Source organism: Neorhizobium sp. LMR1-1-1.1 (assembly GCF_040675795.1).
Lineage (GTDB): Bacteria > Pseudomonadota > Alphaproteobacteria > Rhizobiales > Rhizobiaceae > Neorhizobium > Neorhizobium cellulosilyticum.
Genome location: NZ_JBEGHE010000001.1, coordinates 24,467 through 37,778 on the forward strand (window position 1 = coordinate 24,467; position 13,312 = coordinate 37,778).

11 protein-coding genes and 1 pseudogene are annotated in these 13,312 nt (G+C 60.7%); 2 read left to right on the forward strand and 10 right to left on the reverse strand.

Annotated elements, in window-relative coordinates; translation table 11 throughout:
• Positions 1-19: 19 nt before the first annotated feature.
• The 5 genes from MRBLMR1_RS00100 to MRBLMR1_RS00120 are packed head-to-tail and all read right to left on the reverse strand — an operon-like array spanning position 20 to position 5,603.
• Entirely contained in the window at positions 20-1,003 is a 984-nt protein-coding gene (locus tag MRBLMR1_RS00100; RefSeq protein ID WP_148145237.1) for a Rossmann-fold NAD(P)-binding domain-containing protein, read from the reverse strand.
• Positions 1,000-2,349 (reverse strand): M20/M25/M40 family metallo-hydrolase, encoded by a 1,350-nt coding sequence (locus MRBLMR1_RS00105; protein WP_148145236.1) that lies wholly within the window; start codon positions 2,347-2,349, stop codon positions 1,000-1,002. Before MRBLMR1_RS00105 ends, MRBLMR1_RS00100 begins: the two co-directional genes overlap by 4 nt.
• Positions 2,346-3,266, reverse strand: a complete 921-nt coding sequence (locus tag MRBLMR1_RS00110) for an ABC transporter permease (RefSeq protein ID WP_148145235.1) — start codon at positions 3,264-3,266, stop codon at positions 2,346-2,348. The genes MRBLMR1_RS00105 and MRBLMR1_RS00110 overlap by 4 nt, the downstream gene beginning before the upstream one ends.
• A gap of 3 nt (positions 3,267-3,269) precedes the next feature.
• Complete coding sequence (locus MRBLMR1_RS00115) at positions 3,270-4,109, reverse strand: ABC transporter permease (RefSeq protein WP_148145234.1); 840 nt, start codon at positions 4,107-4,109, stop codon at positions 3,270-3,272.
• A 6-nt stretch (positions 4,110-4,115) separates the two neighbouring features.
• Complete coding sequence (locus MRBLMR1_RS00120) at positions 4,116-5,603, reverse strand: ABC transporter substrate-binding protein (RefSeq protein WP_500063373.1); 1,488 nt, start codon at positions 5,601-5,603, stop codon at positions 4,116-4,118.
• Positions 5,604-5,790: 187 nt separating this feature from the next.
• Between MRBLMR1_RS00120 and MRBLMR1_RS00125 the strand changes: the two genes are divergently transcribed.
• Together MRBLMR1_RS00125 and MRBLMR1_RS00130 are read left to right on the forward strand one after the other, a co-directional pair.
• A complete protein-coding gene (locus MRBLMR1_RS00125) occupies positions 5,791-6,462 on the forward strand; it encodes an FCD domain-containing protein (protein ID WP_148145263.1) in 672 nt (223 codons plus the stop codon).
• Positions 6,463-6,483: 21 nt separating this feature from the next.
• Positions 6,484-8,763: a molybdopterin guanine dinucleotide-containing S/N-oxide reductase gene (locus MRBLMR1_RS00130; protein WP_148145232.1), complete on the forward strand. Its 2,280-nt coding sequence runs from the start codon at positions 6,484-6,486 to the stop codon at positions 8,761-8,763.
• Positions 8,764-8,815: 52 nt separating this feature from the next.
• Here MRBLMR1_RS00130 and MRBLMR1_RS00135 read toward each other — a convergent pair whose 3' ends face one another.
• The 5 genes and pseudogenes from MRBLMR1_RS00135 to MRBLMR1_RS00155 form a co-directional block, all read right to left on the reverse strand.
• Positions 8,816-9,646, reverse strand: coding sequence for an inositol monophosphatase family protein (locus MRBLMR1_RS00135; RefSeq protein ID WP_148145231.1), 831 nt, complete (start codon positions 9,644-9,646; stop codon positions 8,816-8,818).
• Positions 9,646-10,659, reverse strand: coding sequence for a LacI family DNA-binding transcriptional regulator (locus MRBLMR1_RS00140; RefSeq protein ID WP_148145262.1), 1,014 nt, complete (start codon positions 10,657-10,659; stop codon positions 9,646-9,648). Before MRBLMR1_RS00140 ends, MRBLMR1_RS00135 begins: the two co-directional genes overlap by 1 nt.
• Positions 10,651-11,412: pseudogene (locus tag MRBLMR1_RS00145) on the reverse strand (glycerophosphodiester phosphodiesterase); the annotation flags it as partial. The gene MRBLMR1_RS00140 and the pseudogene MRBLMR1_RS00145, both read right to left, overlap by 9 nt.
• Positions 11,413-11,426: 14 nt before the next feature.
• Positions 11,427-12,482 carry an ABC transporter ATP-binding protein gene (locus MRBLMR1_RS00150; protein WP_148145230.1) on the reverse strand — a complete coding sequence of 352 codons (1,056 nt, stop codon included), beginning with the start codon at positions 12,480-12,482 and terminating at the stop codon, positions 11,427-11,429.
• Positions 12,482-13,306, reverse strand: coding sequence for a carbohydrate ABC transporter permease (locus MRBLMR1_RS00155; RefSeq protein WP_148145229.1), 825 nt, complete (start codon positions 13,304-13,306; stop codon positions 12,482-12,484). The genes MRBLMR1_RS00150 and MRBLMR1_RS00155 overlap by 1 nt, the downstream gene beginning before the upstream one ends.
• Between the last annotated feature and the right edge of the window lie 6 nt (positions 13,307-13,312).

Here is a 13,312-nt window from a genome sequence, read left to right on the forward strand (position 1 = left end):
ATCCTTTCGGGAATGCGTATCAGATGGACGGCAGAAGAGTGCCGATGTTCAGGTCGTTCGCTCGGGCCAGCACGCGTGCGGCAAAGGCGATGTCGAAGACGTTGAGGCCGAAGCTGGAGAAATAAAGCGATGCGCCTACCGGTGGTCGCCAGCCGTCGAGCAGCAGGGCAGGGAGGTCGGCGGCCACGTGCTCGGGCGAAAATTCACCGGCGCGATACATCTGGAACAGGCTTTTGGCGCTCTTCTCGGCGAAATCGCCCCAGAGATCGACGGTGACGAGATCGGTTGCCGCGATCGTCTCGAACATGACTTCGTGAAAGCCGATCTGCATGATCAGCCGGCCGGGCCTGACTGCGGACCTGTCCAGAAACGGCTGCGGTGAAGACGTGCAGCAGATGACGACATCCGCATCGGCCAGCGCGTCATGCCAATCGGCATGAGGGAGGATGCGGGTGGAGCTACGCCCGGCCTGTTCGATCAGGGGATTGAGGTTTGATCGTGTCCGGTTCCAGAGGTGGATCGCTTCGAGACCGGGAAACAGGGCGAGCAACATGTCCAGATGGGTCTGCGCATGCGCGCCGGCACCAAGCAGCGCAACTGTTCTTATGCCGGCCGGCTTCAGAGACTTGATTGCTGCTGCGGAGACGGCTGCGGTGCGCATGCGGGTCAGGAGTGCGCTTTCGACGCTGCCGACCGGTGCGCCGTCCGATAGGCGGTTGATGATTGTCGTGCTGCTGATGCTCGGTAGGTCTCCGATCGGCTCTGCGCGGTGGACGGTCCATTTCAGACCGGCGGCATCATAAGCGCCGCCGACGAAAGCCGGCAGGCCATAGGCCTTGTTGCGGGGATCGCTACCCAGCGGCATGACGCTTTCTGCGACCATGCTGGCTTCGCCGCTGCGCAAAAGCCGGATCGTGGCGTGGATATCCTCGACGGCTGCTGGCCAATCAAGCGCGCCGGCTTTTATCGCATCCTTGCGGGAGAGATGGCGGATGGTGCTCACACGGCCTCCGGTTCGTCTGCGACGTGTTCGAGCCAGAGTGTTATCGACTGGATGAAGCGCCGAAAACCTTCAAGCGTCATGAACTCATCAATGCCATGTGCATTGCCGCCGCGACCGGCGCCGGCGAGCAGGAAGGAGTTTGCATGGCGAGCAAATGCATAGGCGGGTGCGGCGCCGATTGCCCAGGGCCAGATCTGCGGCGGGGCGTTGGCGTTGGTCTCGTAGCTTTTCAGAAGGGCCGAGACGCCGGGTGCATTGGCGGCAAAACGGAAGCCGGGATAGCTGTCGGCAACGTTGAGGATCGCGCCCGGCGCCTTTTCGAGCGCCATCCGGTACTGGCCGAGGAAATCGGCCGGGTCGAGCGAGGGCGGTGTGCGCAGTTCGAAAGCGGCACGCGCGCCATGCGGGATGACGCCATCGGATCCAAGCGGCATGGTTTCGAGGCTGGATATGTTGAAGGATGCGGTCGAGAGGACGTGTTCGAGCAGCGCCTGCGCATCGCCTTGCAGCGAGAAGGTTTCCGTCTTGCGGAAGCGCAGTTCGGCTGCCGGATCGAAGGTTTTTGCCAGAAGCGATATTATTCCTGCCGCTTCCGCGTCGATCGCGACCCTTGCCAGTTCGCCGGTTGGCGGCTTGCCGATCAGGGACAGGGCTTCGATCAGCCGGCTTGCGGGATTGGCGATCCACGGGGCGTTGCTGGAATGGATGGCTGTTTTCGGGCCGCCCCATGCGCCGCCTTCGACCCGCACCTCGCCCTTGGCGATGCCGGAAAAGCCGAGATAGACGCGCGGTGCGCCGCCGCCATATTCGCAGAAAGAGGGGAAAATCGCGGACGCGCTTTTGCGTACCGGGCAATCCGGGGCGGCAAGATAGTCGCGCATCGCGCCGCTGCCGCTTTCCTCTTCGCCATCAATGAGGATGTCGACATTAACGCGGAGTTTTCCGGCATCCGCCAGTGCCTTGACGGCGAAAAGCATGCCGGCGAGCGGGCCCTTGTTGTTTTCCGCACCGCGGGCAACGAAGCTTTCGCCGATGCCTTCGAGATCGACGATGCCGCCCTTGAAAGGATCGACCGACCAGCCTTCCGGCGAGGCTGGCATGACGTCATACATATTGTAGAGGATGACGGTCTTTTCCGCGCCAACATCGATGCGGGCGTGGATAACCGGCGGGCGGCCGTTCGAAGATTCAGCCGAGACGATGCTTGCGCCGAGTTCGCTCTTTAGCCAGCTGACAACCGCATCCGCCTGTCGCGCGATCTGCCGTTCATCGCCCTTGACCGACGGGATTTCGGACCACTCTCGGGTAAGGTCCAGAGCCGCGTCGAAAGTGGCGTCCGAAGTCACAGCCTGATCCTCGGGTTGAGCCAGACATAGGCAAGATCAACGAGGAAGTTGACGATGACGAAGACGGCCGCGGCGAAGAGAACGACGGCCTGAACGACCGGGAAGTCGCGGTTCTGGATCGCCTCGACCGCCAGCCGCCCGATGCCCGGCCATGCGAAGATGATTTCCGTCACCAGCGCGCCGCCGAGAAGCGAGGCGAAATACATGCCCTGCACGGTGATGACCGGGATCAGCGCATTGCGCAGCGCGTGATGGACGATGATACGCCAGGACGAGATGCCCTTGGCGCGGGCGGTGCGGATATAGTTTTCGCCGAGTACCTCGATGAGGCTTGCTCTGACCAGTCGTGTGATGGCGCTGAGATAATAGGCGCCGAGCGCGATGGACGGCATGATCAGGTGCCAGGCCGAGCCGATGCCGCTCGATGGCAGCCAGCGCATTTTCAGCGAGAAGAAGATGATCAACAGCAGTGCCAGCCAGAAGACCGGGATGGCCTGACCGAGCAGCGAGATGACCCGGATGGCGAAATCGATGGCGCTGTTCTTGCGCACCGCCGCGATCGTGCCGAGCAGGAAGCCGAGGAGAGAACTCCAGACGAGTGCGGTCATGGCGAGAAGCGCCGTTGCCGGCAGGCGCTCGATCAGAAGATCGAGCGCTGGGCGCTGGAAGCGTAGGGACATGCCCAGTTCTCCGGTTACGGCGCTTGCGAGAAAGCGGCCATACTGAACCCAGATCGGATCGTTGAAACCCATGGCCTGACGAAATGCCTCGATCTCCTCGCGAGTGGCTTCGGGGGGCATCATCAGGGCTGCCGGGTCGCCGGTCAGGAAGAGCGCGAAAAACACGATGGCCGAGACGCCGAACATGACGACAAGGCCCTGAAGCGCGCGACCGGTGATAAAGCTCAAGGTCTTCATATTTTACGCATTCCTGCTGTCGGCACGTCTTACGAGCCAGTCACCGATCAGATTGCAGCCGATTACCAGCGCACCGATGACAAGACCCGGATAGAGCACCAGCCAGTTGGCAAGCAGGATGAAGGAGCGGCCTTCGCCTATCAGGTTGCCAAGCGTCGGAGTCGGCGGCTGCACGCCAAGGCCGAGGAAGCCGACAGAGGCTTCAAGGATGATGAGGCGCGGCAGATCGAGCGTCATCAGCACCGTGATCGGCCCGACAATGTTGGGCAGGACATGGCGGAAGATGATGACCATGTTGGAAAGGCCGATGGAGCGCGATGCGTCGATATATTCCAGCTCGCGGATTTCGAGTGTCTTGGCGCGGGCGACGCGGGCAAAGACTGCCCAGCCGGTAACGCCGAGCACGACGACGAGATTGCCCATGCTCGGGCCGATGACGGCAACGATGAGCAGGATCAGGAGAATGAACGGGATGGCGAGCTGCACATCTACGGCGCGCATAATGATGATGTCGAACCAGCCGCGGTAATAACCGGCGATCATGCCGAGCGTCGTGCCGAGCACGACCGAGATGACCGAGGCAGCAAGCACGATCGACAGCGAGATCGCCGTTCCAAGCCCGAGACGGGAGAGAAGGTCCCGCCCGAGCTGGTCTGTTCCCAGAGGATGAAGCTCTCCGCCGATGACGGAGAGCGGTGGCTTGAATGTCGCGGTCAGGGTTCCGCGCACAGGGTCGATCGGCCAGAGAAGGGGCACGAGGACGCAAAGCGCCAGAACCGCGATCAGAAGGAACGTTGCAAATATCGCATCCGCGTTGTCCCTGACATTCCAGAACCGTGTCATGCGCGATTACTGCTTCTTGATGTCGAAGATCGGGATACGGGCGTCCGGGCGTCCTTCGAAGGTGACCGACTTAGCCTTACCGTAAAGGGCATCTTCCTGATAGAGTGGGATGACGGGCACCTGTTCGGCGGCGAGATCCTGGATCTGAGCAAGAACCGCTTCGCGCTTTGCCGGGTCGACGATCGAGCGGCTTTCATCTAGCAACTTGTCGAGTTCCGGAATGGAGGCCGTCGAATAGGGTTCGCCGGTCTTGAAGATAGCGTAGACAGCGGCATCTGCATCGAGCGTCTGGGTGGAGCCCCAGCCGAGCATGAAGATCGGGCCCTTGCGCGGAACCTGCTGGGTGTAGACGGACCAGTCGAGCACTTCCTGATCGATCTTGACGCCTATATCGCCGAACTGTTGGGCAATCGCCTGGGCGACTTCGCTATCCTTCATGTAACGATGGGTGGACTGCATCTTGATCGAGAAGCCGTTCGGCAGGCCGGCTTCGGCCAGCAAGGCCTTTGCCTTTGCCGGGTCGTAAGCCGTGACGGCCAAATCCTTGTAGCCGAAGTCGGCTGCGCCGACCTGTGTGCCACGCGGCGATGCCATGCCCTGCAGGATGTTGGTGACGATCGACTGGCGATCGATCGCTATGTTGAGTGCCTGGCGGACCTTGATGTTATCCAGCGGCTTTTCGCTCATCACGAGGCCGAGATAGATGGTGAGACCACCGTTCTTGACCTGAACGAGATCGGTATCCGGGCTGTCCTTGACCATCGGGGCGATATCGACGGGGACGTTTTCGATCAGGTCGACCTCGCCGGTCAGGAGCGCTGTGATACGCGCCGTGCCATCCGGGATCGCACGCCAGGTCACCTTGTCGATCGACGGCGCGCCGCGCCAGTAATCCTTGTTGGCTTCGAGAATGACGTGCTGGTCGGGAACGAATTCGACGAATTTGTAAGGGCCGGTGCCGACCGGCTTGCGGGCGAAGACGTCGTTGCCGACTTCCTTCACGTATTTCGGCGGCACGATATAGGCGGGGTAACGGCTCATGCGGGTGGGCAGAAGTGGATCAGCGCCCTTGGTCTTGATGCGGACGGTCAGCGGATCGACGACTTCGACGCTTTCGACCGTGCGGATGTAGGAAACGGTCGGGGACTTGGCGGCGGGATCGATGACGCGGTCGATGGTGAACTTGACCGCTTCGGCATCCATCGCCTCACCGTTGTGGAATTTCACGCCGTCGCGCAGCTTGAATTCCCAGGTCGTGTCGTCGATCGCCTTCCACGAGGTGGCAAGGCCCGGGACCAGCTTCATCTCCTTGTCGCGCATGACAAGAGTGTCGAAGATGTTGTCGACGATCGTGGCGCTCTCCTTGAGGAAGCCGGGATCCATCGCGGTGGTCGACGCGCCGCGACCAACGACGATATCGGCAGCCGAAGCGATAGCCGTGGAGATTGGCAGCAGCATGGATGCAGCGAGCGCAATGGCAGCAAGTCTTTTCATGGGGGCCTTCACTTCCTCTGGAGTTGGTATCTGATATCCTGACGATGTATTCGTCAGGGGGCTATTATTATCTGCTAAGATATATGATATATTCTGTGTGGGCAAGATATGGGCATTTTTGATTGAGTGCCAAAAAACGGGCAATTTTTCTAAGGGTGAGGTCTAAGTGAGTACAGCTTTGTTCAATATGGCTCCTCGAAGGAGCCTGGTCACCCATGTGGAAGATGAAATCCGCGCGGCCCTGATAGAAGGGAGGCTTGAGCCGGGTACCCGGCTCGTTACGAAGGAGCTGGCGGATTCGCTCGGAATGAGCATCACGCCTGTGCGCGAGGCGCTGGTGCGTTTTGCCGCCTCCGGGGTTCTGACGGCAGAACCGGCGCAATCCTTCAGGGTGCCGACGATGACGGTGGAGCAATATTCGGAGATTTCCGAAATCCGCAAATCGGTCGAAGGCCTTGCGGCATTCAATGCAGCGTCGCAGATCACGCCCGACGAGATCGCCACGATGAAGGCGCTGCTCACACGTTATCTCGCGGCAAAGGCCGAAAAGGACCAGCATCTGGCCCTGACACTGAACAAGAAATTCCGTTTCGTGCTGTATGCGGCGGCCCGGATGCCGACGCTTCTCGGGGTGATCGAATTGTTGTGGCTAAGGGCCGGTCCCGGGTTCAACTACCTTTATCCGGAAGTCCAGTCGGGAACAGGAGAACACCACAATTACGACGACCTGCTGGTTGCCCTGCATGAGCGACAACCGGTTGCGGCTCGCGAGGCGATCGAACATGCGATCGAGGATGGCGCGCGGATCGTTATCGAGGCTTTGCAGCGGCGGCAGACACAGCCGGTTCCGGCGAAGTAGGAGAGAAGGCGGACTTCACCAATGGGTAAGACATTCACTGCGGCCCATTGGGGCGTCTATGAAGTGAAAGCCGACGAGGCCGGCCTGAGGCTTGAGGGGTTCGCCCAGGATCCGGATCCGTCGCCGATCGGGCTGCATATGGCGGCCAAGGATCTGACCGATGTGAGGATCCGCAGGCCATCGATCCGCAAGAGCTGGCTCGACAAAGGACCGGGTGCCGATCCGCATTTACGCGGGCGCGAGCCGTTCGTCGAGGTCGATTGGGATACGGCGCTCGATCTTCTGGCCGCCGAACTCGACCGGGTGCGGCGCGAGCACGGCAATGAATCCATCTTCGGTGGCTCGTATGGCTGGGCGAGCGCAGGACGGTTTCATCATGCGCAGAGCCAGGTTCACCGGTTTCTCAACCTGATCGGCGGTTATGTCTCGTCTGTCGATAATTACAGCCTTGCTGCCGGACGGGTAATCCTGCCACATGCGATCGGCTCGACCGAATTCCTGCTGGATCGGCATACATCCTTCGACGTGATGGCCCAGCATACCGAGCTTTTCGTCACCTTCGGCGGCGTGCCGGTCAAGAATGCCCAGATGTCAGCCGGCGGTGCAGGGCGGCACCGCGTGGTGGCCGGTATGCTGGAGATGGAAAAGAACGGCACGCGCTTCATCAATATCGGCCCGGTCTCGGACAATATGCCGGTCGACAGCGAATGGATCGCCGCCCGGCCGAATACCGATGTGGCGATGATGCTGGCGCTGGCTTATGTGCTTCACACCGAAGAACTGGCGCAGCTGGATTTCCTTAATAGCCATTGTGTCGGATATGACCGTTTTTCGGCCTATCTGGCCGGCGAGACCGACGGGATCGCCAAGACGCCGGAATGGGCTGCTCCACTCTGCGGCGTCGATGCCGACCGGATCGTGTCGCTCGCCCGCGAGATGGCGTCCAGCCGAACGATGCTGAATATCTCATGGTCGCTGCAGCGTGCCGTTCACGGCGAGCAGCCCTTCTGGATGCTGGTGACGCTGGCGGCAATGCTGGGGCAGATCGGATTGCCAGGCGGTGGCTTTGGGGTCGGTTATGGCGCGCTCAATTCGGTCGGCCATGACAATGTCCGCTTCAAGTCGGGGGCGTTTCCGCAAGGGGAAAATCCGGTCAAGGCGTTCATTCCGGTGGCACGGATCACCGACATGCTGCTCAATCCGGGCGAGGCCTTCACCTATAACGGCAAGGAGCATCGCTATACGGATATCCGGCTGGTCTATTGGGCAGGCGGCAACCCGTTCCATCATCACCAGGATCTCAACCGATTGCTGAAGGCCTGGCAGAAGCCAGAGACGATCATCGTCAACGAGCCATACTGGACGCCGACCGCCAAGCTTGCGGATATCGTCCTGCCGGTGACCACGCCTCTGGAACGCAACGATATTGCGTCCTCCGGCGGCGAGGATCTGATCGTGGCGATGCGCAAGGTGTCGGAACCGTATGCGCAGGCACGAAACGATTTCGACATCTTCTGCGGACTGGCGCTGCGCATGGGCGTCAATTTTTCCGAAAACCTCGATGAGGAAGGCTGGCTGCGGCGTCTCTATGGCGTGACTGCTGCCAATGCCCGCGAAAAGGGCGTCGAGATGCCGAATTTCGACCAGTTCTGGCAGGATGGTCTTTTCGATCTCAAGCCAGAGGCGCTGCCGGTGGTAATGCTAAAGGAGTTCCGCGAAGAGCCGAAGGCAAATCCGGTTCCGACCCCTTCCGGCAGGATCGAGATCTTTTCCGAGACGGTCGACAGTTTCGGCCTTGATGATTGCTCTGGTCATCCGAGCTGGTTCGAGCCGCCGGAATGGCTGGGCAACCGGGAGAGCGAGGATCAGTTCCATCTGATTTCCGACCAGCCTGTGCGGCGTCTGCATAGCCAGCTGGATGCAAGCCCTCACAGCAAGGCGGGCAAGGTGAAGGGGCGCGAGCCGGTTCTCGTCAGCCCCACGGATGCACAGCGTTGCGATCTCAGCGAGGGAGATCTTGTCGAAATCCATAACGAGCGAGGACGTCTGATTTCGGCCGTGGTGATTTCTGATGCGATCATGCCGGGTGTTGTCAGGCTTTCGACGGGTGCGTGGTTCGATATGGATTACGAGCGCAATCTGGAACGTCACGGCAATCCCAACGCCCTGACACTGGATGTGCCTTCGTCGTCGCTGTCGCAAGGATGTAGCGCTCAGACATGTCTGGTCCGGGTTCGCAAGGTCGACGAAGATTATGCGGCCAGCGTACAGGCCTTTGAGCACCCGGAATTTGCGACCTAGGACGCGCGCAAACTATATGGAACTTGTGCGGCTGACGCGCAGCCGCCTGAGATCAGGCGGCTGCGAAAGATTGGGTTTCCAGTTTCATCAGGAAAGACAGATCCTTTGCGACACCGGGTGCGCAGGCGACAACGGGGCCGCCGTGCTCAAGAAGTTGCGCCAGTGGAGGAAGAGCCACGACGGCACCTGCTTCACGAGCAATCAACGCTCCGGCCAGCATGTCCCAGGCGGACAAGTGACGTTCGTAATAGAGGTCGGCCACGCCTTCCGCGACACGGATCAGGCCGATTGCGGCCGCGCCCATGCGCCGGTAGTCCATGCCGGTCTCGTAGATCTGCCGCGAGAGGGACAGATAGTCTTCGAAATCGGTCCGGCGGGAATGGCCGAGAATGGCGATGCCACGTGAGGGGTCGGTCGTTTTCGCTGCGGCGATCGGCTTTCCTTCGCGCAGAGCGCCTTCACCACTTATGGCACTGAATATGGCGTTCTGGGTGGCATCGTAAATGACGCCGACAAGGATTTCGTCACCGCTGACGAAGGCGATCGAGACGCCCCAGTGGCGAAAGCCGCGGATGAAATTGGTGGTGCCGTCGATTGGATCGACGACCCATGTGCCGCTGGATGAACCACTGCGGCTTGCGCCGCCTTCTTCGCCCAGAAACGCGTCATGGGGAAACTGTTCGAGAAGAGTTTTTCGGATCATCTGTTCGGCGCGCTTGTCGGCCACCGTAACGAAATCCTGCAGGCCTTTGTTCTCGACTGCAAGCGTTTCCGGCTGGATATCGGCGCGGAATTTAGCCGTTTCGGTGCCGACATGACGGGCAACGGCGATGGCAGCCTCGGCGCGTTTGCGCAGCTCGGTTAGGTCGAATGGGGATGGCATCAGGCACTTCTTCTCTTGATCAATGTGACTGGCGTGAATTCCACGCGGGCAACGGCATCGGGGTCCAGGATACGGCTGGAGAGGAGATCGATCACCTGTTCCGCCTGGATATCGCAGGGCTGTAGAAAGGTGGTCAGGTCATAGGCACCCCAGCTGGCCTGGGGGATGTCGTCATGGCCGATGACCTTGATGGAGCCGTCGTTTCGCCCGGCATCGCCCAGACCATCGAGGACACCGCAGGCCATGTAGTCGTTGACGGCAAAGATGCCGTTGATGCCGTTATCCAGCAAAGCGGATACGATATCACGGCCGTTGCGGTAATCGTTCTGGGCAACGGAGATGTGGGAGACTTCCACGCCAAGCGTTTTTGCGCGTGCCAGAAAAGCCTCAGTGCGGCGGCGGGAGGAATAGGAGATGATTGTGCCGGCGATGACGGCAAGCCGTGTTGCGCCCGCCTGCAGGAAGTGGTCGACTGCGAGATGACCGGCATTGTGGTCATCGGAGAGGACTCGGTCGACAAGCGGATAATCCTCGCCCTTGTTGATCAGCACGATCGGGACGCCTTCCGCCGCACATTCCTCGCAGATATGCGAGGGAGGCGCATCCGAGGTGACGATCACGCCCGATACCGCATAATGCAGCAACTGGCCGATGACCGTGGCGCTGTCGGCTTCCTGCGAGGTGGGAAGCAGGATGGGGCGGTAGTTGCGGGCGATCAGCGCGCGCGCCAGATGCTCCACCTGCTGCGTCCGGAAAGGGTTGTCGAGGCCGGCGGCAACCAAACCTACGAGATCGGAGCGCTTGTTGGTGAGGCTGCGGGCGAGATAATTGACGCGGTAGCCGAGATCCTTGGCGGCCTGATAGACCTTTTCACGGGTCTTTTCCGAAACGCTGGCATCCGGTGTGAAAGCGCGGGAGACGGCGGCGCGGGAGACGCCGGCGGCACGCGCCACATCGTGCGAGGTGACGCGTTTTGCCGGGCGATCGTTGCCGTGGTTTTCGCGCGGGCGCATCAGGTCCGGCAGGTTGGTGCAGATGCCGAGCACCGGCAGAGACATGATATCGGCGAGGACTTCCGGCCGTTCCTCGTGCCACAGGACGATTTCGCGGCCTTCGGCGAAGGCGCGGGCGATCAATTCATCGGTGACGAATTCCTGTGGTGTGTCGCTCGCCTTTTCCCAGCACAGATGCAGGACATCGGCTGATGCCTCGTCGCCCATGGCATGGGGATCGGCGTCGACGCGGATCAGGACGGCGAGCGGATAATCGCAGCCGAGTCCGCGCAGTTCCCGCACCTGCGCCGGATCGAAGGAGCCGAAACAGGCGAAACGCTGCTCCATGTCCTTCAGGTGTTGCCAGCAGAGCGGGCCGGTGCCGGCTCGCTTCAGCTCGATGTAGAGACCGCAATCCGTTTCGCGTGCGAGGGCTGCCACTTCCTCGAAGCTGGGTACTTCCGGGACTGCGGCTCGCAGGTCGGCAAAAGAGAGCTGCGAGATATGGACATCCCTGCCGAAGACGCGCTCGAGATGGTCGTCATGGGAGATCATCACGATGCCATCGGCAGTCAGTTGCGTGTCGATCTCCCACATTTCCGCACCGAGTTCGGCGGCGCGGCGGAAGGCGGCGAGCGTATTTTCCGTCTCGTGACCGCTTGCGCCGCGATGGCCGATGCAAAAGGGCAGGCGTCCTCTCTGTTCCGGCCAGCCGAAACGGGAAAAGAAGGCCGAGAAATCCCGGGTGAGTGCAGAAGTGGGTGCAGACGCCATGACCATGTCCCCCGTCAAAGTCTCCGACCATCGTCAGAGAAGACGAAAGCCGATTTGCTGTCGATAAACCAGCGCACCGTATCGCCGAGTGCCCAGTTTCTGCCCGCAGGCTGGATCGAGCGCAGCACGGAGCCATCGGCGAGTGCGACGTCATAGAGATTTTCGCGGCCCTGCGTTTCGGCAAAGGCGATTTTGCCTTCCACCGCTATGTCGCCTTCGGGACCGAAATGTTCCGGCCGCACGCCGAGCTTCAACTGCGTGCCATCGGCGATGCCTTCGTGAGCGCCGAGCGGAACACGCAGTTTGATCGGCGCGACGGAAAAGGAATTTTCCATCGCGATGCCGCTGAGGAAGGAGATCGGCGGATTGCCGAGGAAGCCGGCGACAAACGACGTGCGCGGATTGCTGTACATGTCGGCGGGGGTGTCGATCTGGACGATCTCGCCCTTTTTCATGATGGCGATGCGGTCGCACATCGACATGGCTTCCACCTGATCGTGGGTGACCAGGACGGCAGTGATGCCGGTTTCCAGCTGGATACGGCGGATTTCCGAGCGCATCTCCAGCCGCAGTTTCGCGTCGAGATTGGCGAGCGGTTCGTCAAGCAGCAGCACATCCGGCTTGCGCACAAGGGCACGGGCGAGCGCCACACGCTGCTGCTGGCCGCCCGACAACTGGCCGGGGCGGCGCTCGAGCAATTCGGAAATATGGGTGAGTGCCGCGATGGCGCGGACTTCGCGGTCGATATCGGCCTTGTTGTCCTTCCGGACCGTCAGCGGGAAGGCGATGTTTTCGAAGACGTTCATATGCGGGTAGAGCGCGTAGTTCTGGAAAACGACGCCGACATTGCGCTTCTGGCTGGGCAGGCCGCTGACGTCGCGGTCGCCGAACATCAGCTGGCCCTTGTCCATGCGGTGGATGCCGCTGATGGTGAACAGCGTCGTCGACTTGCCGCAGCCGGAAGGGCCGAGAAGCGCCAGCATTTCGCCGTCGCGAATGGTCAGGTTCATATCGTCGATGACAGGAGTGCCGTCGAATGTCTTGGTGAAGTTGTTGATGGAGATCTGCATCAGCCTTTGGTGCCCCCGCCGAAAATGTTCATGAGACGGTTCTGGAACAGCACGAAAAGTGCGAGCACCGGCAGCGTGTAGAACAGCCCGACCGACTTGAAGATGTTGAAATTATAGGTGCTGGAATTGGGGTCAGACACCGTGTTGAGATACATGGAGAGGACTTCGAAATCGCTGGATGGCGCAAGAATCCGCGGCAGCATGTATTCGCTCCAGCCATCGATGAAGGCGAAGAGGGCGAGCGACAGAAGGCCTGGCTTTACCTGCGGTAGGATGATGCGCCGCCAGACGGTGAAGCGGCTTGCGCCATCCTGCACACCGGCCATCTCGATCTCCCACGGAACGGCGTCGTAAAAGCCCTTCATGATCCAGATGCCGAAGGGCAGCATGAGGCTGGCCTTCACCAGAATGACGCCGGTCAGCGAATTGTAGAGACCGGCGAACTGAAGCACGAGGAAAACGCCGATGATGAGCGTGACCGATGGAAAAGCATGCATGACCATGATGCCGGAGAGGACGAAACGCCGGAACGGCAGTGCCAGACGCGACAGCGCATAACCGGCGGTGGCCGAGACAGAGACGACGATGATCATCAGGCTTGCGGAGAAGATGACTGTCGTCAGCGTCGGTTTCCAGACGTCGCCGGTAATGGTGGGGTCGATGAGGAAACGCCAGTGTTCGAGCGTGAACTCGTTGGGCAGAAGCGAGCCGGGCGCGGTGTTGCTGAACGTGTCGACGAGCAGGAACAGGTACATGATGAAGAGCGGCAGGCTGAGCACGGTCAAAAGCAGGATGATCGGCCAGGCGGCGAAATTGCGGGTCATGATCGT